The sequence below is a fragment of the Chitinophaga fulva genome (assembly GCF_012927205.1).
Classification (GTDB): domain Bacteria; phylum Bacteroidota; class Bacteroidia; order Chitinophagales; family Chitinophagaceae; genus Chitinophaga; species Chitinophaga fulva.
Window position 1 is genome coordinate 530,566 of record NZ_JABBGC010000001.1, and the last position, 24,636, is coordinate 555,201.

Here is a 24,636-nt window from a genome sequence, read left to right on the forward strand (position 1 = left end):
TTAATCCGACCGGAAATATGTATCAATATATCAGGAGCTGGGCATTCTGGCTGATTTCCTTTATGATTGCTGTTTCGATGACCCGTTGTGCCAACATAGTGCCACCTGGCGGAGGACCGCGTGACAGTCTCCCTCCCAGCCTGGCGGCCGTGAATCCACCGGATTCCTCCCTGCATTTCAAAAACAAGAAGGTATATTTTGTCTTTGATGAGTTTGTGGAGCTGGATAACGTGAATGACAAACTCATAGTATCTCCCACGCTCAAACGCACGCCCATCGTTACAGCCAAGTTGCGGACCGTGACAATGGAACTGAAGGACACCCTTCAGGAAAACACCACTTACACCTTCAACTTTGCAGATGCCATCCGGGATATCAATGAACGCAATGCTATTCCTGACTTTCAGTATGTAGTGTCTACCGGCAATTATCTGGACAGCCTCCAGATGATGGGACATCTGATGGACGCCGAAAACGGTGTGCCGGACAGTAACGTGGCCGTAATGCTTTACCGTAATCTGGAAGACTCCATTGTGTCCAAGGAGAAACCTGTTTACTACGCCAAAACCCGCCCTGACGGCTCTTTCCGGTTTAAAAACATGGCTCCCGGCACCTATAAAATTTTTGCACTGAAGGAAGAAGACCGTGACCTGCAATACAACCAGCCTTCCGAAAAGATCGCTTTCGTCGAAAAGCCGATCGTCATAAAAGAAAAGAATATTGAAGGGGTAAACCTGTTACTTTTCATGGAGCGTGACAGCACCATCAAAGAACCGCTGGCGCCACAGGATTCTCTGGACCTCGCCCAGGAGCAGGAAGACAAGGAAAGGGAAAAAGAAAAGGAGAAAGAGAAGAAGAAAAAAACGCCCAAACTGCAAATCACGCCCACACTGGATGGTGGATTGCAGGAGCTGCCAGCGCCATTACAGCTGACATTTAACCTTCCGTTGAGAACGCTGGACAGTGCCCGTGTTACTTTGGGAGAAGACAGTACCTTTACCCCGGTCACTTTCCATACCCAAATGGACAGCACACATACCAAACTGTCAGTGCTTTATCCGTGGAAAGAGGGTCTGCCCTACCGGATGATTTTCCCGGCAGATGCCGCCACCGATACCACCGGGCAACAATTGCCCAAAGCCGATACCATCAGCTTTAAGTCCAAGAAATCAAGTGATTACGCCATTTTTGGGGTCACACTGAAGATCAGTGACAGTACGCGGCAGGCCATCAACAACGATACGATGCACTATGTGATACAGCTTGTACAGGACAAAACCATTAAATACTCCGGCACTGTTGTTAACGGCACCTGGTTGCAGAAGTTCATTACCCCCGGCGAATATGAAGTCCGGGTACTGCTGGACGCCAATGGCAACGGCAAATGGGACCGGGGCCAGTACTACAAAGAACCTAAACGGCAGCCTGAGCGGGTAATCCTCGTGCCAGGCAAACAGAACCTGAAAGCCTATTGGACCGTCCGGCCAACGATAGAAATATAATTATTGCCGTTGTGCAGGCTCCTGTAGCCTGTACAGCGCCAATATTCCTAACTTTGCATTATGGTATTCTCTTCCGCTCTGATAGAAAACGCTGTCAATGAATTTGCCAAGCTGCCGGGCATCGGAAAAAAAACGGCCCTGCGGCTGGTGTTGCACTTGTTGAAACAGGAAACAGTACAGGTACAGCAATTCGGCGAAGCGATAGCCCGTATGCGGCAGCAGATCCGCTTCTGTAAAGTATGTCATAATGTTTCCGATGAAGAAATATGCGGTATTTGCAGTAACCATTCCCGCCACCGGCAGGTCGTTTGTTTAGTGGAAAGTATCCGCGATGTGATGGCCATTGAAAACACACAGCAGTTCAACGGCCTGTATCATGTACTAGGTGGCATTATCTCCCCTATTGATGGTATTGGTCCGGAACAATTGAATATCCAGTCGCTCGTAGAGCGGGTGAAAGATCAGGGCGTAGAAGAGGTGATCATGGCCTTGAGTCCTACCATTGAAGGAGATACCACCATTTATTTCCTGTCCAAGAAACTGAAAGATTATCCTGTGAAGATTACTACCATTGCGCGGGGTATTGCTTTTGGCGGCGAACTGGAATATGCCGATGAGATGACGTTGGCCAGATCTATCTCCAACAGATTACCGCTGGACAGTTATGTCAAACCTTAAACCATTAGGTCATTTTATCATTTCGTTATTTAATCATCAAATAACTACATACTAAAAATAAATACGGGCGTTCAATAACGCCCGTCTTCGTTTAACCTGTAATTCCACGTTATGAAAAAGGTCAGCGTACGTCTTTTTCGGGCGTACCCTGAAATATGGTATGATTGGTTTCTGATTCTTTTTCGCGCAACTCTTTCCAGCGTTGCATTTCATACTTATTAAGAAAACATACCTTAAAAACTGCTGGCTCACTTCCATCATTCATTTCAGGGACCGGTTGCAGGCCCAGACCTGCCAGGTGTTTCCTGAGCACATGGATATGTTCTGCTATCGTCATGACAAAAAAACTTTTGTTGTAATAAAAACCGGGAAGAACTTAAGAAAAAACAGTGTGCTGTTAACAGCAACAGCGCCCCGAAGGACAACAGGCATAGGGCTGGTGGGGGGCCACGGCCGGGTTCAACAGTATGTTCAGCTTTTGTTGTTGCATGGTGTTTTTCTATTACCCTACAAATATAGTAGACTTTATAGACTTCTACCAAATAAAAATATCAATATAGACAAAATCTATATAAAAGATAGTTAATATCAACCTGTGAAGAAATGCCGTCCCATACAGGACCTGACAGGCAAATAACCTGTTTTTACATATGAAAATAGCGTATCTTTACAGGATATACGGGGTGGATTTGTTTATTGTTCGACCCTGTTAGATTTTAACAGTAACTAATAAACAGCAAAGAAAATCATGAAATCTTTACAAGACTGCGCTAATGAGCGTGTGCTCATCATTGACGGTGCCATGGGCACCATGATCCAGCGATACAAACTCCAGGAAGCAGATTACAGAGGTACCCGTTTTGCCGACTACCATATGGACCTCAAAGGCAACAATGACCTGCTCAATCTCACTCAACCACAGATTATCGAAGCCATTCACAAGGAATACCTGGAAGCAGGCGCCGATATTATTGAAACCAATACATTCAGCAGTACATCTATTGCCATGGCCGACTATGATATGCAGGCCCTGGCTTACGAGCTGAACGTGGCAGCGGCCCAACTGGCGAAAAGAGCCGCTACGGAATATACTGCCAAAAACCCGGACAGGCCCCGTTTTGTGGCGGGCGCTATCGGGCCACTGAACAAAACGCTGTCGCTCTCTCCGGATGTGAATAATCCCGGCTACCGCTCCGTTTCCTTCGATGAAGTGGCGGAAGCCTATGAAGAGCAGATAAAAGGCCTTTCAGACGGTGGTGTGGACATCCTGCTGATTGAAACGATTTTTGATACGCTTAACTGTAAAGCAGCCATATACGCCATCAAAAAGTATTTCCGGGAATCCGGCAAACCGGAACTGCCGGTGATGATTTCCGGTACCATTACGGATGCATCCGGCCGGACATTGAGCGGTCAGACACTGGAAGCTTTCTATATCTCCGTGATGCACGCCAATCCGTTCTCCGTAGGCCTTAACTGCGCCCTCGGCGGCCAGCAGATGCGCCCTTACGTGGAAGAACTGTCCAATATCGCCAGCTGCTATGTCAGCTGCTACCCTAACGCCGGCCTGCCCAATGCATTCGGGGAGTATGATGAAGAACCTGAAGATACCGCCTGTATCATTGAAGATTTTGCCAGTTCAGGTTTTGTGAATATTGTGGGAGGCTGCTGCGGTACCACCCCAGACCATATCCGCCATATTGCACAGCATGTAAAAAACATCGCACCGCGCCGGAAACCGGAGCTGGTGGACACCCTGGCATAACCCTCTAAACAGCGAAATCAATCATGAGCGCAAGCACACATTCCAATACGATCAACGAAACGATAGTCATAGAACCGGAAAGTGCCCAGCAACGGGTCATCCGGCCATATATGCGGCTTAGCGGCCTGGAACCACTGGTGGTAAGGCCCGAAACCAACTTCATCAACGTCGGTGAACGTACCAACGTAACCGGCTCCAAAAAATTTGCCCGCCTGATACGGGAAGGCCTTTATGAAGAAGCCTTGTCTGTAGCCCGTCAACAGGTGGAAAACGGCGCCCAGATCCTGGACGTGAACATGGACGACGCCCTGCTCGACGGGGAACAGGCCATGTCCACCTTCCTGAAACTGTTGGCCGCCGAACCAGACATTTCCCGTATCCCCATCATGATCGACTCCAGTAAATTCAGTGTTATTGAAGCCGGCCTGAAATGCGTACAGGGCAAATGCGTGGTGAACTCCATCAGCCTGAAAGAAGGAGAAGCCAAATTCATTGAACAGGCCCACATCTGCAAGAGCTACGGCGCTGCGGTGGTAGTGATGGCATTCGATGAACACGGCCAGGCCGATACCGAAGAAAAACGCGTCACCTTCAGCCATCGTGCCTATAAAATATTGACCGAAGTAGTGGGTTATGACCCGCAGGACATCATCTTCGACCCCAATATCTTCGCTATCGCTACCGGTATAGAAGAACACAACAACTACGCGGTGGAATTTATCAGTGCCACCCGCCGGATTAAAGAACTGATGCCACTGGCCAAAGTGAGCGGCGGTGTCAGCAACGTGTCCTTCTCTTTCCGCGGTAATGAAACCGTGCGTGAAGCCATGCACTCCGTGTTCCTCTTCCACGCCATCAAAGCCGGTATGGACATGGGCATCGTGAACGCCGGTATGCTCCAGATATATGACGACATTGAACCACAGCTCCGTGAGCTCTGTGAGGACGCCATACTAAACCGTCGTGACGACGCCACTGAACGCCTGATACAATTTGCCGATACGGTAAAAGCCAAAGGCAAAGTGATTGAAAAAGATGAAACCTGGCGCCTGGGATCTGTGGAAGAAAGGCTCAGCCACGCCCTGGTAAACGGTATCACCGAATATATTGATGCCGACACGGAAGAAGCCCGTGTCAAATACCCCCGTCCGCTCGACGTTATCGAAGGTCCGCTGATGGACGGCATGAACATCGTAGGCGATCTGTTTGGCAGCGGTAAAATGTTCCTCCCGCAGGTAGTAAAAAGCGCCCGCGTGATGAAAAAATCGGTAGCCATCCTTACTCCTTATATAGAAGAAGAAAAACTGCGTAACCAGGCCATCAACGGCGGAGAAATCAGATCTGCCGGAAGGATCCTCCTGGCCACCGTTAAAGGCGACGTACACGATATCGGCAAAAACATCGTAGGCGTAGTATTGGCCTGTAACGGCTATGAGATCATCGATCTTGGCGTTATGGTGCCCGCAGAAAAAATATTGCAGACCGCCCGTCAGGAAAATGTGGACATCATCGGCCTCAGCGGCCTGATCACGCCAAGCCTGGACGAGATGGTACACGTGGCCCGCGAGCTGCGCCGCCAGGAGTTCGACATTCCGTTGATCATCGGTGGCGCCACCACCTCCCGTACCCATACGGCGGTGAAAATTGCGCAGGAATACGCGCATGGCGTAGTCCACGTACTGGATGCCTCCCGCAGCGTGACCGTTACCGGCAGCCTGCTCAACAAAGCGCTGAAAAAGGACTTCCTCGCCTCTGTGAAAACAGAATACGAAAAACTGAACGAGTCCTTCAGAAATAAAAAACCAGTCAAACAATACCTTCCTTTTGCCAAGGCGCAGGAAAACAAAGCACCAATCAATTGGGAGGCCTTCACCCCGGTGAAGCCGAAGTTTACCGGCGTAAAGGTTTTTGAAGACTACGATCTGGCAGAAATCGCCCAATATATCGACTGGCAGCCATTCTTCATCGCCTGGGAGCTGCATGGTAAATTCCCGCAGATCCTGACAGACGAAGTAGTAGGAACAGAAGCCACCCGCCTTTATAAAGACGCACAGGAGCTCCTGGCGAAAGTGATCAGTGAAAAATGGCTGGGCGCCAAAGCGGTGATAGGCCTTTTCCCGGCCAACGCCACCGCTCCGGACACCATACAGGTGACCCCTGAGCAAGCAGACATAGCCCCTGCTACGCTGGAATTCCTGCGCCAGCAGATCAAAAAGGCACCCGGACAGCCCAACCAGTCCCTCGCAGACTATATCGCTCCCGCCTCCACCGGTAAAACCGATTACATCGGCGGATTCGCCGTCACAGCAGGTATTGGCATCGAGAAATGGCTGGAGAAATTCAAAGCAGAGCACGACGATTACAACAGCATTATGCTGAAAGCTCTGGCCGACAGACTGGCGGAAGCTTTTACAGAGTTGCTGCACGAACGCGTGCGTAAAGAGTTCTGGGGTTATGCCAGTAATGAGCACCTCAGCAATGAGGCCCTGATCCAGGAAGAATACATGGGCATACGCCCGGCGCCGGGTTATCCCGCCTGCCCCGAACATACGGAGAAATACAAGCTGTTTGACCTGCTGAATGCCACAGAAAACACTGGTATCACGCTGACCGAATCATTGGCCATGTACCCAGCCGCCAGCGTTAGCGGATGGTATTTTGCCAATCCGGAAGCCCGGTATTTTGGTCTCGGCAAAATCGAAAAAGACCAGGTGACAGACTATGCAGCCCGTAAAGGCTGGCCCGTGGAAGAAGCCGAAAAATGGCTCCGTCCAAATCTGGAATACGACATTTAATCCAACACATGAGAATCATATCGTACAATGTGAACGGCCTCCGTTCCGCTATGACCAAGGGTTTCACCGAATGGCTCCAAACTGACCCGGCAGACGTGATCTGTCTGCAGGAGATCAAAGCCCATCAGGATAATGTGGACTTCAAACAATTTGAAGCACTGGGTTACGAGCACTACTGGTATCCCGCCCAAAAGAAGGGGTACAGCGGCGTTGCTGTACTGACGCGTATTACACCTGACAAGGTACATTACGGCAACGGGCATACTCAGAGTGACGAAGAAGGACGCTTTATCCGGCTGGATTTCGGCGATCTGACACTGATCAATACCTACTTCCCATCCGGCACCAGCGGGGACCTCCGCCAGACTTACAAGTACCAATGGCTCGATGAGCTTTTCGCGCATCTGGGCGAACTGAAACAAACCCGGCCAAACGTAGTGCTGTGTGGTGATTACAACATCTGCCATAAGGCTATCGACATCCATGATCCTGTTAGCAACAAGAATTCCACCGGTTTTCTGCCGGAGGAAAGAGCGTGGATGGACCGGTTCTTTGAAAGCGGTTTTGTGGACAGTTTCCGGCACTTTAATGCCAATCCGCACCAATACAGCTGGTGGAGCTTCCGTGCCAATGCCCGCAACAATAACAAGGGCTGGCGTATCGACTATATCAATGTAACCACACCATTAAAGGAGAAGCTGAAACACGCCACTATCTACCAGGATGTGAAACACTCAGACCACTGTCCGGTGTTCCTGGAACTGTCTTTATAGGCGGTTTTACGGCCTCGGTACAGATGGATTTTATACCCGCAGTAACATTATGATCATATACAACGTAACGACCAAAGTGGCCACGGATACGCATTCCGCCTGGTTACAGTGGATGCGGGAAGAGCAAATTCCTGCCATATTGAGCACCGGTCTTTTTAGTGATTACCGTATGTGTCGGCTGCTGGAGCAGGATGACGCAGACGGACCTACGTACGTGATACAGTTCTTTACCTCCAGCCTGGAGCACTATCAGACCTTCCAGGCCGTACAGGCAAAGGCGCTCCGGCAAAGGGGTTACGACCTGTTTGGCGACCGTTTTGTCGCCTTTCATACCGTTATGGAAGTCATTTAAACCATGCTTAACAATTAAACTTATCCACAGGAAATTCACTATTTTCAAGGCCTCACGAGTTTGGTACAATACTTGGAAAAGTCTCTCTTTTGTAGCCTAAAAACCCGGAAATCAGCTATGGAACAACGTTTTAGGAGAGTCTGCTAAAGTTCACCTCTTTAGCAGGCATCCCCCCAATCAGCTGTAACCGTTACCAGTAGCCTTTTTCAGCCGATAAAAATTTCTATAAAAAAATTGTAAAAAATTTGGTAATCTGATAAAACGCGCTATATTTGCTCACATCAAACATTTTTTCACTAGTTAAATCTTACTAACTATGAACAAAGCCGAATTAATCGACAAACTTGCTAAAGACGCAGGAATCACTAAAACCCAAGCTAACGAAGCGCTGGACTCTTTCACTAAAGCTGTTGCTGATACCCTGAAAAAAGGTGGTAAAGTAACTCTGGTAGGTTTCGGTACTTTCTCTGTTTCTAAACGTGCAGCACGTAACGGTAGAAACCCACAGACTGGCCAGATCATCAAGATCAAAGCTAAGAAAGTTGCTAAGTTCAAAGCTGGTAAAGCTTTATCCGACAAGCTCTAATCAGTTAGCACAACTTATTCAAGCAAGGAACAATCATGTTTCTTGCTTTTTTTTTATATAGAAGTCCTGCTGTATGCTATTTCAGCGATTTAGCGTATTTTGCAGCCTGATAACATCCTTTTAATAAAACAACAAACTTCAAATTATTCGTTATGGGTAGAGGAGATGTAAAAACCAAAAGAGGTAAAATCTTCAGCAAATCTTTCGGTAAATCCAGACCAGCAAGAACCAGGAAAGCCGCTGCTGCAGCTGCTCCTAAAGCTGAGAAAAAAGCATAAATATTTACGGATTTTTTGATTTAGGGATTTCCTGATTTCGTGTATGAACGACAGGAATCCCCCAAATCAAAAAATCCGTAAATCAGAAAATCCATCAATGACTCAGGGTGCCAGCCTTTCTATCTTCCAGCTGCCCCCGGAGGTCTGTGTATACAGAATACGGTCATGCAGGCGGCTGCTTCTCCCCTGCCAAAACTCCACCGCTACCGGTTTCACCACATAACCGCCCCAGTATTCAGGCCGTTGAGGCGTTTCCTTTTCATATTTTGCGGCTGTTTCATTCACTTTTTCCTCCAGAAAATGGCGGTCGGGAATTACCTGGCTCTGTGGCGATGCGATGGCTCCTATCCTGCTGCCCAGCGGACGGCTGTTATAGTACTCATTGTTCACACTTTCCCCTGCTTTGGATACGATCCCTTCAATCCTTACCTGGCGTTCCAGTTCACGCCAGAAGAACAGCAGCGTTACATACGGATTCTGCGCCAGCTCCTGCCCTTTGCGGCTTTCATAGTTGGTAAAGAACATGAATCCGTCCTCATCGAAATTTTTCAGCAACACAATTCTGGCGGAAGGGCGCCCATCCGGTGTGCTGGTGGCCAATGTCATGGCATTAGGCTCATCAATTTCGCTGGAAGTGGCATCATTCCACCATTTACCGAATTGCTGCAAAGGAGACGGTGCCACATCCTGTTCGTCGAGGGAAGCCAGTTTATAGTCTTTCCGAAGGTCTGCTACTTTCTGGTTTAACATGATCGTAAATATTTAATTGGTTTAAACCTGTCAACAAAGGTATGGAAGGATAATAGTAATTTTGGGAGACCTGATATAAATCATAGTATGAAAAGAGCGCTCCTATTACTCCTGCTGGCTGGTGGCTTATTGCCTGCCTGCCACAACAGTAACCAAGAAAAGGACCAACATGATACAGCCAGCGCGGTAGTTCCCCTGTTGAGCACACCTTATTATTACACGCAGTTAAAGGGCGCTGTGGGTGGCCGTCAGATCACCATGGAGTTGCTGAAAACAGCACCCAACCTGTTTCGCGGCTATTATTATTACGACAGTACCGGTCTGCCCATCAGTATATGGGGCAGTCAGGATGCTGACCAGGTAAAGATTTACGAAGATAACGGCAACCGGGAAGAAGAACGTTTCTTCGGTGGTGCCCTGAGCGATGATGGTATATTTAAAGGCGTATGGCATGGCGACAGTACCTCTCATCATTTTGAGCTGCACACTGACCTCCGGAAGGCCCAGCAATTGCAGGTATACTACGATGCTGATTCCGTGAAATTACTGCCGTCCTTCCCCAATTCACCACTGGGTATTGCCTCCAACAGCATCCTCTGGCCGGATTCAGCCACCGATTCGACGCTGGCCGCTTTTATCCGGAAAGCGATCACTGGTGACATAAAGATGAACGATCCCCGGCAGTTTGTAAAAAGGGCCATCGATTCTTTTGTGACCAGTTATCGTATAGCCGCCAAAGATGCCGACAGCAGTGATATTGTCGACGGCCAGTCTGCTTCCTGGAACTGGACTACCGAAAGCGATATGAAGGTGGTATACAATTCCTGGCCTTTGCTGGTGATAGAGAAATACGCGTATGATTTCACCGGTGGCGCCCATGGCAATTCCGGCGCTTTTTACCAGACCCTTGATCTGGCCAAACGGAAAGTAGTAACGCCGGACGAGTTTTTTAAGCCTGGTTATAAAGAAGTGTTGTCACCATTGCTGGACAAGGCCTTCCGCAAAAAATTCCATATTGACGAAGATGAGTCGCTTGATCAGAACCTGTTGGTGAAGACGATTGCGCCCAACAACAACTTTATTGTAACGGGCAAGGGCATCGCGTTCAGTTATGTGCCTTATGAGATCGGTCCTTATGCATTGGGGCAGGTAACGCTGTTTATTCCGTTTACGGAGCTGAAAAGCGTCTTAAAATAATGACAGATTATACATTATAGAGAAAGGGCGAAGACCAGCAGTTGGTCTTCGCCCTTTCTCTATAATGTATAATGATGTATTAGTCCTTTACCAGGGTACCAACGTTTTTGCCCATGATCACGTTCAGGAGGTTTCCTGGTTTGTTCATGTCAAATACGATGATTGGCAGTTTATTTTCCTGACAGAGGGTAAAGGCTGTCATATCCATGACGTTGAGAGATTTCTGATATACTTCAGAGAAGGTGATGGTTTCAAACCGGGTGGCGGTAGCATCCTTTTCCGGGTCAGCGGTATAGATACCATCAACGCGGGTTCCTTTGAGGATTACGTCCGCCTGGATTTCGATAGCACGGAGGGAGGCTGCGGTATCGGTCGTAAAATACGGGTTACCGGTGCCAGCTCCGAATATTACCACGCGACCTTTTTCCACGTGGCGGATAGCGCGGCGGCGGATATAAGGTTCTGCGATCTGTTCCATTTTAATAGCCGATTGGAGACGGGTATAGAGCCCTATTTTTTCCAGTCCGCTTTGCAGGGCCATACCATTGATCACGGTGGCCAGCATGCCCATATAGTCCCCCTGGGCTCTTTCGATACCAGTTTCGGCTTCATTCATTCCACGGTAGATATTACCGCCGCCGATCACGATGGCTACCTGTACGCCGAGGTCGGTAACTGCTTTGATATCGTAGGCATACTGGGTAATTACCTTATGATCAATACCATAATTTGCATCCCCCATAAGGGCCTCACCGCTCAATTTGAGCAAAATACGCTTATACTTTGGCAACATGACGCTATAAAATATTGTAAGATTGTGATTTGCTAATGTAATTACGGTATCCTAAGATACAATTTAAAAGCAAAAACCTGCAAGTGAAAGCAAAATGCCGGATGATTTTGTTGTAAGCAGGAGATTGCGGGCGACTGATTTTGCAGTGCGCAAAAAAAAGGAGAGAACCAAAATTCTCTCCTTTTTTTCAATATGATTGTATTAACCTAAAGCGATTCGTTTGAAGCCGAATACTTTCAGGTCAGCGTCTACAGACTTCAGGTAATCCGCTACGGATTTGTTGTTATCCTTAACGAAGGCCTGTTGCAGCAGGGTATTTTCTTTGAAGAATTTGTTCACTTTACCGGCAGCGATTTTTTCAGCCATTTCAGCAGGTTTGCCTTCAGCTTTCACCTGTTCAACAGCGATTTCTTTTTCGCGGGCGATAACGTCAGCAGGAACGCCGTCAGCGTCAACTGCGATTGGGTTCATCGCAGCGATCTGCATAGCCACGTCTTTACCTGTTTCTTCAGATACAGGTTTAGAGAAGGCAACGAGAACGCCCATACGGTAGTTACCGTGGATGTAGGCAGTTACACCACCAGCTTCCACGAATTCAAATTTATTGAGGCTGATTTTTTCACCGATTTTAGCTACCTGATCGTTTACTTTATCAGCAACAGTAGCACCGTCCAGCTCAGCGGCGTTCAGGTCTTCCAGGGTTTTGATGCCTTTAGACAGGGCCAGTTCAACGATAGACTGTGCAAATTTCACGAAGTCTTCGTTTTTAGCTACGAAGTCAGTTTCGCAACCCAGGCCTACGATAACACCGGATTTACCATCAGCAGCAACTTTAGCGATGATAACACCTTCTTTCGTTTCGCGGTCGGAACGCAATGCAGCTACTTTCTGACCTTTTTTACGCAGATAATCTACTGCTTGTTCAAAGTCGCCATCACTTTCCACGAGTGCTTTTCTGCAATCCATCATACCCGCACCAGTTTGCTGACGCAGTTTGTTTACATCAGCTGCCGTAATTGTTGCCATGAGCTATATTGATTTATTGAGTATTAATAATTGATTAATTCTTGTTCGGTTATCGGGTTATTTAAAATGCAGCGAAGTAATCTTCGCTGCATTTTAAATAACCTAATATTTCAATATCAAAATCAGAGAATGATATTATTTACCGGCTGGTTTTCTTGGACCGCCGCCGCCAGCGTTGGAAGGACGACGTTGTCCGCCACCCTGGCCACCGCCACGGTTACCACCGCCGCGATTAGCACCGCCGCCCTGGCCACCACGGTTGCCACCCTGGCCACCGCTACGGTTACCACCACCGGTGCCCTGGCCGCGACCACCGCCGCCCTGGCCTTGTGGTTTACGACCTCTTTCGCGGTCTTCGCCACCTTCTACGTCAAATCTGCGTGCTTTGTCATCTGCTTCTTCTTCCTCTTCTACTTCTTCAGATTTTTCTGTAGCTCTTTCAGACAGGCCTTCTGCGATAGCTGCGCAGATGTAGCTGGTGATGATAGCGATAGATTTAGTAGCATCATCGTTCGCAGGGATTGCGAAGTCAACTTTGCTTGGATCGGAGTTGGTATCCACCATACCGAAAGTAACGATGCCCAGGCGTTTTGCTTCAGCCAGTGCAATATGTTCGTGGCTGATATCTACCATGAACAGAGCGGCTGGAACACGTGCCAGTTGGGCAATACCACCCAGCACTTTTTCCATTTTCTCTTTATCACGGCTTAAAGTCAGACGTTCTTTTTTGGTGATGTTGTCGAAAGTTCCGTCCTGCAGCATTTTTTCAATGCTCTGCATTTTCTTCACGCTCTTACGGATAGTAGAGAAGTTGGTGAGCATACCACCTAACCACCTTTCAGTAACGTAAGGCATGTTGATGTTACGCGCAGCATCTGCTACGATTTCTTTCGCTTGCTTTTTAGTAGCAACGAACATGATCTTTTTACCGCTTTTAGCGATAGATTTCAGGGCAGCTGCTGCTTCCTGTAAACCTTCTACGGTTTTGTTCAGATCGATGATATGAATACCTTTCTTTTCTGCGAAAATATAAGGCAGCATTTTAGGATTCCATTTCTTCTTCAGGTGACCGAAGTGAACACCTGCCTCCAGTAACTGCTGCTGCAATGAGGTATTATTTTCCATGTTTATATTGCTCAATTAAAAGGATCAAATAATGTTTAGCGATTATTGCTAAGTACTCAAAATTAGCGTTTAGAGAACTGGAAGCTTCTTCTTGCTTTCGCTTTACCTGGTTTCTTACGTTCTACGCTTCTCGGGTCACGTTTCAGCAGACCGGCTGCTTTCAGTGCGGGACGGAACTCGATGTTCACTTCGCACAGTGCACGTGCAATACCCAGTTTAATCGCTTCTGCCTGTCCTTTGATACCACCACCCTGTGCATTGATCTTCACGTCAAATTTATCCAACGCGTCGATAGTTTTGAAGGGCAATTCAACCTGGTTCTGCAGGTAGATCAGAGAAAAGTAGTTTTTATAATCCTTGTCGTTTACGGTAATGGCACCGGTACCCTTTGCGATATACACGCGGGCAACAGCTTCCTTACGACGACCTATTGTATTTTTTTGCTTTTCCATGTATCAGAGAAAAATTAGAAAGTTAATGGTTTTGGTTTCTGCGCTGCATGAGGATGTTCTGCACCTGCGTATACAAACAGTTTTTTGTACATTTTACGACCGAGACGGTTTTTAGGCAACATACCTTTGATAGCCTTCTCAATCATAACCTCAGGACGGCGACGGATCAGGTCCTTTGCCAGTTCAACTCTCTGACCACCTGGGTAACCAGTGTAGTGCATGTATTCTTTTTCCGCCATTTTATTGCCGGTCAAAGCGATTTTTTCCGCATTGATCACGATGATGAAATCACCACAATCAGTATGAGGCGTATAGTAAGGCTTGTTCTTACCTCTCAGGATAGCTGCCATTTTCGCACAAACTCGTCCGAGAGTCAGGTTGGTAGCGTCTACTATATGCCACTCACGCTTTACGTAAGCGTCGTTAGCCGATTTAGTTTTAAAGCTTAATGTGTTCATTGTTGTATACGATAAAAATTACGTCTTGTAAACAATTCCCCCTGTAACGGGGAGTGCAAAGGTACATTCACTATTCTGAATAACCATACATTTTACGTGATTTTTTGTAAGACACCCTTGCAATTGATTGATTTTCAATAAAAAATTTGAATAAAAGTTATTAACACCTATCGAAAATGCCTGTAGCGGGGCGATTGCGGGCCCTACCATATTATCCACCACTCCAGGTGCCTGCTCCTGGTTTACAGGACAGCAATCTGTCCCCTAAATCCTTATGCAGATATATTGTTTATATATCAAAAAGCGGAAATATAAATAGAAGACATGGTGTATAAAAAAGACTCCCCATCCGGGAGCCCTTTCAATATTTTCAGGCACAGAACAGCTTATCGCCGGTCCCGGGCGCCCATATATATTAAAATATACTGAAACAGGGTAACCAGAGATGCCAATGCCGCTACCACATAGGTCATAGCCGCCCACCAGAGGGCATTTTTAGCCTTGTCATGCTCCTGCGGGCGCATTATCTGGCTTCTGTCCAGCCATGCCAATGCACGGCGGGAAGCGTCAAATTCCACCGGGAGCGTAATCAGTGAAAACACCGTGGTAACACCGAAAAGTGCAATCCCCGCCAGCAGCAGCTGCGGAAATACATTAATCAGCAGGATACCACCCAACAACAGCCACTGTACAAGAGAAGCGCTGAACTGTACGGCCGGTACCAGCCGGGAACGAAGGCCCAGCCACGGATAGGCCGCCGCATGCTGCACCGCATGCCCGCATTCGTGCGCCGCTACGGCCGCAGCCGCCACATTAGCCCCTGCATATACATCGGGACTGAGGTTGACCGTCTTATTCGCCGGATTATAGTGATCTGATAAAAAACCGTCTACAGACAGTACCTGAACATCATTGATGTTGTTGTCCCTCAACATTTTCTCTGCGATCTGCTTGCCGGTAAGCCCGGATGAGGTCGGCACCTCGCTGTAGGCCCGGAACTTACTCTTTAATACATAACTGACAAGAAAGCTGATCCCCACAAAAATCAGCGAAACAAACATGATTCCTGGTGTCATACTCATACATTTGATGCTTCTAAACGCACAAATTTCTTTCCAGATACCCCGTTTTAAGTTTTATTTAGGAGTTTTCCTGCCAACCCTGCCTTTTACCTTTCATACAGAAATTTAACACTGCCATTTTGTCTTTTTTGAAGAAAATTGCCTGAAAATACGGCCGGTTTGGCAGAAGTCAACGATGATCTTATGGTAATTTTTTCATATGCAAAAATCATCAACATCAATCCTATTTATCAACATTTTACGAGTTGCCAATGAAAGTAATATTGGACAATTTATGGCCTGAAACAGGCATTGGCAGCCACTTTCTTACATTACGAAAATCAATCAAAAGTTATTCACATCAATCAAATAAACTTTTTTATTCTGAAGCCATTTTGTAATTTAGACCTGAATTTAATGGGTTAGTAAGTAGAAAGAGTCAACGGAATCTTCCGTTTGGCTCTTTTCTCATTTAAAGACATTATTACCCCCTGTTTAACCCTTTTCTTTAACATTTCACCCCCTGTTTTTTTTAAAACAACTTACTTTGTAACATCCTGTTTCAAAAAAATTATGAGTAAAATAAGAACCGCTTTTTTTTGCCAGCAATGTGGATACGAATCTGCAAAATGGAATGGTAAATGTCCCAGTTGCGGACAATGGAACACCTTCGTGGAAGAAAGAGTACAGAAAGATATTCCCGGCAAACAACACGACTGGAAAAACAATGATACGGGCAATGCCCGCCCACAGAAAATCATTAACCTGGCTGAAGTAGTCACGAATGAAGAGAAACGCCTGCTGACACCAGACAATGAACTGAATCGTGTGCTCGGAGGTGGTATAGTGGCCGGCTCACTGGTACTGGTAGGTGGAGAGCCCGGCATCGGAAAATCCACACTCTTCCTGCAAAACGCACTGCAACTGAAGCAGATAAAAACACTTTACATCAGCGGAGAAGAAAGTGAACAACAGATAAAAATGCGGGCCGATCGCATCAAAAGCACCAACGATCAATTCTATCTCCTCACGGAAACATCTACACAAACCATCTTCTCTGAAATAAAAAAACTACAGCCACAACTCGTGATCGTAGATTCTATTCAGACACTTCACACGCCACTGATAGAATCTGCACCAGGCAGTGTTTCACAGATCAGGGAAACGACCGCGGAATTACAACGCTTTGCCAAAGAAAGCAATACACCTGTTTTCCTGATCGGCCATATCACCAAAGACGGCTCCATCGCCGGCCCTAAAGTACTGGAACATATGGTGGACACCGTACTTCAGTTTGAAGGCGATCAACACTATGCTTATCGCATATTGCGTACGATTAAAAACAGGTTTGGCTCCACTGCTGAACTGGGCATTTATGAGATGACCGGCACTGGTCTCCGGCAGGTGACCAACCCTTCCGAGATACTGATCTCCCAACGTGATGACCTCTTGAGCGGTGTCGCTATCAGTGCCACCATGGAAGGTCTCCGGCCGCTGCTGGTGGAAGTGCAGGCGCTCGTTACCCAGTCTGTATATGGTACTCCACAGCGTACAGCTACCGGCTTTGACCTGCGCAGGTTGCAACTGCTGCTGGCAGTATTGGAGAAACGCGGCGGCTTCCATTTCGGCGTTAAAGATGTTTTCCTCAACATCGCTGGCGGTATCCGCGTGGAAGATCCGGCCATCGACCTGGCAGTGCTTTGTGCGTTGCTTTCTTCCTATGAAGACAATGCTATCGCCAACAAAATTTGTTTCGCAGGAGAAGTAGGCCTGAGCGGGGAAATCAGGGCTGTCAACCGTATCGAACAACGTATCGCGGAAGCAGAAAAACTCGGTTTTCATAAAATATTCATCTCCCGTTATAACAAAAAAGGAATAGATCTCAGTAAATTCAATATAGAAGTAGTGCCGGTAGGAAGAGTGGAAGAAGTATATCAACAATTATTCTGACACCTTTTATATTAACCCAATGTTTACCCGTTTGTTATCCCCATTGATCCACTTGTTTTATCCGCATTGTTGTGAAATCTGCGGGCAGGAACTGCCCTCGGCAAATGAGCTGTTGTGCCTGCACTGCCAGGACAGCCTGCCGGTAACAGGTTTTCATCATTATGCCGGGAATCCGGTAGCGCATATCTTCCGCGGGCGCATGCCTGTTGCCGATGCAACAGCTGTTTATTATTATAGTCAGGCCTCAGGGCTACAACGACTCGTGCATCAGTTTAAATATCATCAAAGGAAAGACATTGTCAGTTGGCTGGGGAAGCAAGCTGGTTATGTGTTACGGTCCGGTGGATGGGGTGCCGCGGTGGACTGCCTGGTACCGGTGCCATTGTTTCCCCGTAAGGAAAAAGAGCGTGGGTATAACCAGGCAGCGCTGCTGGCCGAGGCTATCGGCGCAGTGATGGGCAAACCCATGCTTACACAAGCGCTGCAACGGGTGCAGTATACGGGGACCCAAACCCGGAAAAGCCGTATCAGCCGATGGGAAAATGTGAAGACCGTATTTAAAGCAAACCCAGCATTACTAACGGGCAGGCATGTACTCCTGATAGATGACGTGATTACTACCGGCGCTACCACAGAGGCTGCCGGACAGGCCCTACTGGAGGCCGGCGCCACGGTAAGTGTTTGTTGTCTCGCCTGGGCTTCGGGCTAACAAAAAGTTAATTCTTTTTCTTCTCCGGGATGTGTATCTTTACACCGTATAGCCCGCTGCAGGCTGGCTAATTAACCACCGATCAATCCCTCTAAAAATATTCTTTATGTTGAGACTGGCCATACTTTCGGTCCTTCTGTTATTTGTAGGTCCGCGCATCTATGACTTCAAGGTAGATGCAGTAGACGGGGGCAAAATTGAGTTCTCCCGTTACAAGGGTAAAAAAATAATGATTGTCAACACTGCTTCTCTCTGTGGCAATACCCCACAATACGCAGGTTTGGAGAAAATATATCAGAAGTACCAGGATAAACTCGTCATCGTAGGTTTCCCGGCGAATAACTTCGGCTCACAGGAGCCTGGCTCTAATGCAGAAATCAAAAGCTTCTGCACTAAACAATATGCTGTTACCTTTCCCATGGCGGCCAAAATATCAGTAAAGGGGGATGACATCCACCCACTGTACAAATGGCTGCTGGAAGAAAGTAAAGCCAAACACCTGGAACCGGCAGACGTTAAGTGGAATTTCCAGAAATATTTACTGGATGAAAAAGGGAATCTCATTGCTGTGTTTTCACCCAAAACACAACCGGATGCGCCAGAGGTAATTGCTGCTATTGAAAAGTAGTATTGCTTCCACTCCTTTTGCCAACTTAGTGTAATAAAATGCCGCACGTTTGCGTATATACCTATACGTTAGCGTGCCTGAGATCATTACAACAAGTGGATACACAATATAGATGAAACACCATTCCGAACACCGTAGAAAAACCGTGGTCCCGGTTTTAGCGGCTATCATGTTATGTATAGCAGCCTGCCAACAAAACATCGATACGCCAATTTTATCATGCCCCGAAATGACGATGACAGGCACCGTTCAGAACACCACTCGTTCCCTGAACCTCTCCACCAGCACCTTGTTCCGGCAGCAACTGGACAGTGGAGGCGTCAAGTTCCTGAGCATGGAGGCTGTCAGTGACAGCTTCAAATTAGTATTAAACCTGATGGATGGCACTTATTCGGACCCTGCTATCAGTAATGACAGCCTCAAACTGAAAACATATGTATACTCCAAATCCCGCCGGTTGCAGGGTGGGCTTGTAGTTGCCGCCATGAACAATGAGGGAGTCTTTACCTATCTGAACACCGACACCTCCGCCATCACGCTTACCTTTATCAATACCAAGCTAAAGAAAGTAAGCGGCACCTTCTATTTCGAAGCAGAGGGCCACAAGGTTACCGGTTCCGGCACGTTCCGGAATGCTTGTTATGTGACGTTACCCTAAGTGAGGATTAACCCCTTTTCAGTATCTTGCGCCCATGCTTTTTTCGGAGATCATAGGACAAGCAGCGGCACAACAGCAGCTGATACAATCGATACAACAGAACCGCCTCAGTCATGCGATGATATTACTGGCTCCGGAAGGGGCCGGCGGGTTACCGCTGGGACTGGCTTTCACCCAATACCTGGTATGTGAGAACAAACAGGCACATGATGCCTGCGGCCGGTGTCCATCCTGTCTGAAGGCGGCGCAGCATATCCATCCTGATATTCATTACTCCTACCCGGTGATACCCCGAAAACCCGGCGACAAGCCGGTAAGTACGGACTATATCTCCGAATGGCGGGAGTTTGTGACCACCAATCCGTATGGCAATGCCTACGACTGGCTGCAGTTTATCGGGGCCGAAAACAAGCAGGGCAATATTACCGCAAATGAGTGTTCGGATATTATCCGCAAACTGAACCTGAAAAGTTTTGAAAGTGGTTATAAGATTCTGTTGATGTGGATGCCGGAGTACCTGGGCAACGAAGGTAACCGGTTGTTGAAGTTGATAGAGGAACCTCCGGCCAATACCTTGTTCATCCTGATTGCAGAAAATCAGGAGCAGATCCTGGCCACGATCCTGTCACGTACCCATCTGATAAAAATAAACCCGCTCACCCGGGAAAACATGGAAAAGGCCCTTACTGAGAGGGCCAAAGTACCGGCTGCCAAGGCCCGGCAGATTGCCACCATCGCGGCGGGCAACTATCGGGAGGCTATCTTTTTGCTCCAGAATTCCGATGACGACTACCATGAGCTGCTGCGTAACTGGCTCAATTACCTGTTCACCGGCAACCGCGTAGCGCTGCAGGAATGGATAGAAGGCATTTCCAGCGCCAAAACCGGCCGTGAAAACCAGAAGCAGTTCCTCCGGTATTTCATCAACCTGCTGGAGCATACGGTGCGCCTTCAGTATATCGACAAGGCTCAGCTGGCCTTTTCAGACGAGGAAGTAGATTTCGCCACCAAGCTGGCAAAACTGGCCAACCTGGAACAAACCAGGCAGATTGCTGATGTACTCGATAACGCGTATTATCATATTGAGCGCAATGCTAATGCAAAAATGTTATTTCATGCATTGTCTATCAAGCTACAATATATATTTAAAAAGAAACCTTTACCCGTTCTGTAATAACCGGAAAGCCGCTCCCCTCTTGTCATGGCATTTCCTTACCTTTGTCATGCCCCGTCCTTTTTGTTTTTCTGAAGGGAAAAACGTACTTTAAAGGATTGGAGTAACCTGAAATGCTTATTTATAAAATTTAAACTATTTACTAATATGGCTTGTGCCGGATGTGGTACGGGTGTGGAAGGTAAGCCGTCAGGATGTAAGAGTAATGGAGGATGCAGTACGGGAGGTTGTAACCGACTGAATGTATTTGACTGGCTGTCCAATATTCCGCTTGGCGATAGCTTAGCACCATTCGATATTATAGAAGTTAGTTTCAACAATGGAAGCCGTAAGGACTTCTTCCGCAATGTTACCAGGCAGCTCCTTGACAAAGGAGAGATGGTAACTGTAGAAGGTGTCAGCGGTTTCGATGTTGGTACAGTGAGCCTCACGGGCGAACTGGTAAAACTTCAAATGAAGAAAAGACGTGCTGAAGACACCCCCGAGATCAAAAAAGTATTACGTCGTTCCAGTAACGACGACCTGCAAAGGATGGCCGATAACAAGGCCCGCGAAAAAGATGCCCTGATAAAATCACGGGCTATCGCCCGTAACCTGGGCCTCGAAATGAAACTGGCTGAAGTAGAAATACAGGCCGATGGCCGTAAAGCCACTTTCTTCTATACCGCAGATGACCGTGTCGATTTCCGTGAACTGATCAAGGTATACGCCTCTGAGTTCCGCGCCAAGGTGGAAATGCGCCAGATAGGCGCCCGCCAGGAAGCCGGGAAAGTAGGCGGTATCGGTAGTTGCGGACGCGAGCTCTGCTGCTCCACCTGGTTGTCTGACTTCAAAAGCGTCAACACCACTGCTGCCCGGTATCAGAACCTGTCTATCAATCAGGCTAAACTGTCCGGACAATGCGGCCGCCTGAAATGCTGCCTCAACTACGAGCTGGACACTTACCTCGACGCACTGAAGGAATTCCCCGAAGATGCTGATACCATCGAAACTGCAGGCGGCGTTGCCAATCTGCAGAAAAGGGACATCTTCAAAAGCCTCATGTGGTATTCCTACGAAGGCAGCAACAAACAATACCCGCTCACGATCACAAGGGTAAAAGAAATCCGTCAGCTTAACCGTCAGGGTGTGAAACCTGAAGAGCTGAAAGCGGTGGAAGTGGTGACTGCCAAACCAAAAGAAACCGACCTCGGTTTCGCTGACGTGGTAGGTCAGATCAGCCTCAAATCGCTGGAAAAAACGGTCCAGAAACGTAAGCAAAAGGATAAAGACCGTCAGAAACAGCAGAAAGCTGGTGAACAACAGCAGAAGCAGGGCGGACAACCTAAAAACGAGCCGAAACAGGAACAAAAATCTGCCCAACAGCGCCATGAACGCCACGAACGCCATCATCCTGACCGTAAGAACAAACAGGAAACACGCGGCAGCGGTGGTAATCAACAACGCCAGGGACAAGGCCAGCAGCAGGGCGGACAACCCAGACAAGGCCGGGAACAACAACCACGGCAGGAACAGGGACAGGGGCAACAAAAGCCGCCCCAAAACCAGGGAAACCAACAGGGACAAGGCGGACAACCGAAACAGGACCGTCGCCCCCCAAGGCATAAACCCAGGCCGAAACCGGATAATAACAACAAAGGATAAAACGAAAAAGACAACCATAATGGTTGTCTTTTTTGCTTAATTAAGTAGATATATAAAACTAAAAGGCCGCCCAGATGAGGCAGCCTTTGTTAACAATTGGTTTTTGCTTATGAGAAAAACTTAATAAATACTTTGATTATCTCTCCTCACCAATTCAACAACACGGCTACCTGTGGCCTACTTCGCTTACGACTCGTTTTCAAACATCAGCTTATAGTAGTGCAGGTTTGTGGCTTCATCATATCCACGCTCAATCATCTCGCGGTTACCATGAATATACACATGGAAATTGCGGTCCAGTTTCAGTATGCTCTTAAAAACCTTTTGTTGTTTTTTTACTGCCGGGGCCGAAATGTCAAATTCATCAGGGATCTCCTGTTGATAAGTTTGCTGGTACTCATTCCTGAATTCCTTAAAAGATGCAATCGCGTCCGGATGGCCTAATACCTCCTGTGCAAAATCTTCCAGCTGAAACTGTTCTTTCTCCTTAAAATATGCAGCTGATTTATTTAATAAATCTACCTGATCTACACGGTCCATCTCATATTCGGTTGGCAGCTTGTTGTGAATAAACTGTTTACACATATTCACAGCAGTTTCTGTCTGATGGTAGCTGTCTTCACGGCGCTGCACCTGTAAAAACGCGTCTTTCCAATAAACTGCTTCTGTTTGTTTGCTTATACTGTCAACTATACTGACCTTAAAGCCATTATCCTCTTCTGTATTAAAGATCAGACAACCTTTGTCAAGTTTATTTATATTGATACCATCTTCATAGTCCACCTGATAGTTCTCATCAGACAAAAACACTTTCAGATAGGTATCCCGGTTTTCCGATTTAAATATGCCTATGGCCGCAACTTCTTCACCATCCACCTGACATTTGCTAAAGTACGCTATATAAAGCTCTCCCCCTTTCACTTTGGGATGGGTGGAATGTTTATATAGATGTTTGGCTATATTAACAGATTGCTCTTGAAATTCATTCTCGTCAGTAAATATACGGCGACAATATTGAAATATTTCATTCAATTGTAAATCTGCCTCATGATAAAAGCGAAAAAATTCCGCTGAATTCGCAAACGGCTGTATAAAATAGGTGCACAGCAGCTGGGCAATCGTCTCATCTTCCAGCTTCAACGGCGCTTTTGAAAAAAGAAGCGGCTCCTCATTAGCTGAATTGCCTACCTTATGAATCGTAAGCTGAGCAAGGTCTTTGAATTCCGAAACATGAATCATGGGCGCAAAATTAAGAAATAAGTTGACAGTCCCGTTCGTTGGCCCGCCTACCCCCGATTCCCCCCTCTCCTTCCCTATATACCTTCGTTAAAAAATCGGTAATTCTTGAGTAACTTAACCCTCCAAATATTCTAGCTCATGAAAAGACACCTCTCTCTGATGGCGCTGATGGCCTGCCATGGCCTTTCCACGTTAGCCCAACATGCAGACCGCCCACTCTACCAGGCCCGGGACCTTACCGCCGAAAACATGTTCTCTGTTAACATCGAAGGGCCCAACTTCGATAAAGCCGGTAATTTCTATGTGGTCAACTTCCAAAGGGACGGCACTGTAGGCAAGATCAACACCAAAACAGGCGCAGGGGAAATATTTGTGAGCCTCCCCGACAGCAGCGTAGGCAATAGTGTCAATTTCAACAGCAAAGGAGATATGTTTCTCCCCGACTTCAAAGGACACAACGTGCTACGGATAGACATGAAAACCCGTAAAATCAGTGCATACGTGCATTCCAGCCAGTTCAACCAGCCCAATGACCTCTGCATCAATAAAAAAGATCAGATCTTCGCTTCAGATCCTGCCTGGGCCTCTAATGGCGGCCAGATCTGGCGCATAGACCCTAACCGTAAAGCAGTACTGCTGGAAACGGGCATGGGCACCACGAATGGCATTGAACTGAGCCCGGATGAAAAAACACTTTACGTCAACGAAAGTATACAGCGCAAAGTCTGGAAATATGATGTGGACAAAAACGGCAACGTCTCCAACAAAACACTTTTCACCTCTTTCCCTGACTTCGGCCTTGATGGCATGAAATGCGACAAAGCCGGCAACCTGTACATTGCCCGCTGGGGCAAAGGCGTGATCGCCATATTCACTCCCAAAGGTGAACTTATCCGCGAAGTTCCCCTCAAAGGCAAAAACTGCAGCAACCTTATCTTTGGCGATAAAGACGGTAAAACAGTATATGTTACCCTTCAGGACCGCAAGTGCGTGGAGACTTTCCGCACAAATATTCCCGGGAAACGTTATTAATATCAACAATC

At 47.3% G+C, this 24,636-nt stretch carries 25 protein-coding genes; 16 read left to right on the top strand and 9 right to left on the bottom strand.

All coding sequences use genetic code 11. From position 1 onward, the window contains the following. Positions 1-17 precede the first annotated feature (17 nt). Both HHL17_RS02320 and recR read left to right on the top strand, forming a co-directional pair. Positions 18-1,502 (top strand): Ig-like domain-containing domain, encoded by a 1,485-nt coding sequence (locus HHL17_RS02320; protein WP_169223184.1) that lies wholly within the window; start codon positions 18-20, stop codon positions 1,500-1,502. Positions 1,503-1,562: 60 nt separating this feature from the next. After that, on the top strand, positions 1,563-2,180 hold the full coding sequence (recR, locus tag HHL17_RS02325) for a recombination mediator RecR (protein WP_169223185.1): 618 nt from the start codon (positions 1,563-1,565) through the stop codon (positions 2,178-2,180). Between the two features lie 121 nt (positions 2,181-2,301). Here recR and HHL17_RS02330 read toward each other — a convergent pair whose 3' ends face one another. After that, a complete protein-coding gene (locus tag HHL17_RS02330; RefSeq protein ID WP_169223186.1) occupies positions 2,302-2,517 on the bottom strand; it encodes a hypothetical protein in 216 nt (71 codons plus the stop codon). Between the two features lie 411 nt (positions 2,518-2,928). Between HHL17_RS02330 and HHL17_RS02335 the strand changes: the two genes are divergently transcribed. From HHL17_RS02335 to HHL17_RS02360, 6 genes are all read left to right on the top strand, one after another. Then, positions 2,929-3,945: a homocysteine S-methyltransferase family protein gene (locus HHL17_RS02335; protein WP_169223187.1), complete on the top strand. Its 1,017-nt coding sequence runs from the start codon at positions 2,929-2,931 to the stop codon at positions 3,943-3,945. A gap of 23 nt (positions 3,946-3,968) precedes the next feature. Next, entirely contained in the window at positions 3,969-6,740 is a 2,772-nt protein-coding gene (gene metH, locus HHL17_RS02340) for a methionine synthase (protein WP_169223188.1), read from the top strand. Positions 6,741-6,748: 8 nt separating this feature from the next. Further along, positions 6,749-7,513 (top strand): exodeoxyribonuclease III, encoded by a 765-nt coding sequence (locus HHL17_RS02345; protein ID WP_169223189.1) that lies wholly within the window; start codon positions 6,749-6,751, stop codon positions 7,511-7,513. Positions 7,514-7,562: 49 nt separating this feature from the next. Next, positions 7,563-7,865 (top strand): DUF4286 family protein, encoded by a 303-nt coding sequence (locus HHL17_RS02350; RefSeq protein ID WP_169223190.1) that lies wholly within the window; start codon positions 7,563-7,565, stop codon positions 7,863-7,865. Between the two features lie 316 nt (positions 7,866-8,181). Next, entirely contained in the window at positions 8,182-8,451 is a 270-nt protein-coding gene (locus HHL17_RS02355; protein ID WP_012788562.1) for an HU family DNA-binding protein, read from the top strand. Between the two features lie 152 nt (positions 8,452-8,603). Further along, positions 8,604-8,729: a 30S ribosomal protein THX gene (locus HHL17_RS02360; RefSeq protein ID WP_168871013.1), complete on the top strand. Its 126-nt coding sequence runs from the start codon at positions 8,604-8,606 to the stop codon at positions 8,727-8,729. Between the two features lie 102 nt (positions 8,730-8,831). On the opposite strand, the gene pdxH is transcribed toward HHL17_RS02360, so the two are convergent. Then, positions 8,832-9,479: a pyridoxamine 5'-phosphate oxidase gene (pdxH, locus tag HHL17_RS02365; RefSeq protein WP_169223191.1), complete on the bottom strand. Its 648-nt coding sequence runs from the start codon at positions 9,477-9,479 to the stop codon at positions 8,832-8,834. Positions 9,480-9,566: 87 nt separating this feature from the next. On the opposite strand from pdxH, the gene HHL17_RS02370 reads away from it, so the two are divergent. Beyond that, complete coding sequence (locus HHL17_RS02370) at positions 9,567-10,676, top strand: DUF3298 and DUF4163 domain-containing protein (RefSeq protein ID WP_169223192.1); 1,110 nt, start codon at positions 9,567-9,569, stop codon at positions 10,674-10,676. 79 nt (positions 10,677-10,755) lie between these two features. Here the strand turns inward: HHL17_RS02370 and pyrH are convergent, their stop codons facing one another. From pyrH to HHL17_RS02400, 6 genes are all read right to left on the bottom strand, one after another. Next, positions 10,756-11,469, bottom strand: a complete 714-nt coding sequence (gene pyrH, locus HHL17_RS02375; RefSeq protein WP_168808203.1) for a UMP kinase — start codon at positions 11,467-11,469, stop codon at positions 10,756-10,758. A gap of 201 nt (positions 11,470-11,670) precedes the next feature. Beyond that, positions 11,671-12,495 (bottom strand): translation elongation factor Ts, encoded by an 825-nt coding sequence (tsf, locus tag HHL17_RS02380; protein ID WP_169223193.1) that lies wholly within the window; start codon positions 12,493-12,495, stop codon positions 11,671-11,673. A gap of 135 nt (positions 12,496-12,630) precedes the next feature. Next, positions 12,631-13,620 carry a 30S ribosomal protein S2 gene (gene rpsB, locus HHL17_RS02385; protein WP_169223194.1) on the bottom strand — a complete coding sequence of 330 codons (990 nt, stop codon included), beginning with the start codon at positions 13,618-13,620 and terminating at the stop codon, positions 12,631-12,633. A gap of 62 nt (positions 13,621-13,682) precedes the next feature. Further along, complete coding sequence (rpsI, locus tag HHL17_RS02390; protein WP_168871008.1) at positions 13,683-14,072, bottom strand: 30S ribosomal protein S9; 390 nt, start codon at positions 14,070-14,072, stop codon at positions 13,683-13,685. Between the two features lie 14 nt (positions 14,073-14,086). After that, a complete protein-coding gene (gene rplM / locus HHL17_RS02395; RefSeq protein WP_168871007.1) occupies positions 14,087-14,530 on the bottom strand; it encodes a 50S ribosomal protein L13 in 444 nt (147 codons plus the stop codon). A gap of 386 nt (positions 14,531-14,916) precedes the next feature. Further along, positions 14,917-15,606, bottom strand: a complete 690-nt coding sequence (locus tag HHL17_RS02400) for a zinc metallopeptidase (protein WP_169223195.1) — start codon at positions 15,604-15,606, stop codon at positions 14,917-14,919. A 558-nt stretch (positions 15,607-16,164) separates the two neighbouring features. Between HHL17_RS02400 and radA the strand changes: the two genes are divergently transcribed. The 6 genes from radA to HHL17_RS02430 all read left to right on the top strand — a co-directional run bounded on the left by radA (position 16,165) and on the right by HHL17_RS02430 (position 22,354). Next, complete coding sequence (gene radA / locus HHL17_RS02405) at positions 16,165-17,541, top strand: DNA repair protein RadA (RefSeq protein ID WP_169223196.1); 1,377 nt, start codon at positions 16,165-16,167, stop codon at positions 17,539-17,541. A gap of 19 nt (positions 17,542-17,560) precedes the next feature. Further along, positions 17,561-18,250 carry a ComF family protein gene (locus HHL17_RS02410; RefSeq protein WP_169223197.1) on the top strand — a complete coding sequence of 230 codons (690 nt, stop codon included), beginning with the start codon at positions 17,561-17,563 and terminating at the stop codon, positions 18,248-18,250. A gap of 106 nt (positions 18,251-18,356) precedes the next feature. Next, positions 18,357-18,878 (top strand): glutathione peroxidase, encoded by a 522-nt coding sequence (locus HHL17_RS02415; protein WP_169223198.1) that lies wholly within the window; start codon positions 18,357-18,359, stop codon positions 18,876-18,878. Positions 18,879-18,990: 112 nt separating this feature from the next. Further along, positions 18,991-19,536, top strand: a complete 546-nt coding sequence (locus HHL17_RS02420) for a hypothetical protein (RefSeq protein WP_169223199.1) — start codon at positions 18,991-18,993, stop codon at positions 19,534-19,536. Positions 19,537-19,570: 34 nt separating this feature from the next. Beyond that, a complete protein-coding gene (locus tag HHL17_RS02425) occupies positions 19,571-20,710 on the top strand; it encodes a DNA polymerase III subunit (RefSeq protein WP_169223200.1) in 1,140 nt (379 codons plus the stop codon). Between the two features lie 147 nt (positions 20,711-20,857). After that, on the top strand, positions 20,858-22,354 hold the full coding sequence (locus HHL17_RS02430; protein ID WP_169223201.1) for a PSP1 domain-containing protein: 1,497 nt from the start codon (positions 20,858-20,860) through the stop codon (positions 22,352-22,354). A gap of 186 nt (positions 22,355-22,540) precedes the next feature. Here HHL17_RS02430 and HHL17_RS02435 read toward each other — a convergent pair whose 3' ends face one another. Further along, positions 22,541-23,593: a nucleoid-associated protein gene (locus HHL17_RS02435; RefSeq protein WP_169223202.1), complete on the bottom strand. Its 1,053-nt coding sequence runs from the start codon at positions 23,591-23,593 to the stop codon at positions 22,541-22,543. Positions 23,594-23,731: 138 nt separating this feature from the next. On the opposite strand from HHL17_RS02435, the gene HHL17_RS02440 reads away from it, so the two are divergent. Continuing rightward, positions 23,732-24,625, top strand: a complete 894-nt coding sequence (locus HHL17_RS02440) for an SMP-30/gluconolactonase/LRE family protein (RefSeq protein WP_169223203.1) — start codon at positions 23,732-23,734, stop codon at positions 24,623-24,625. Positions 24,626-24,636: the final 11 nt, after the last annotated feature.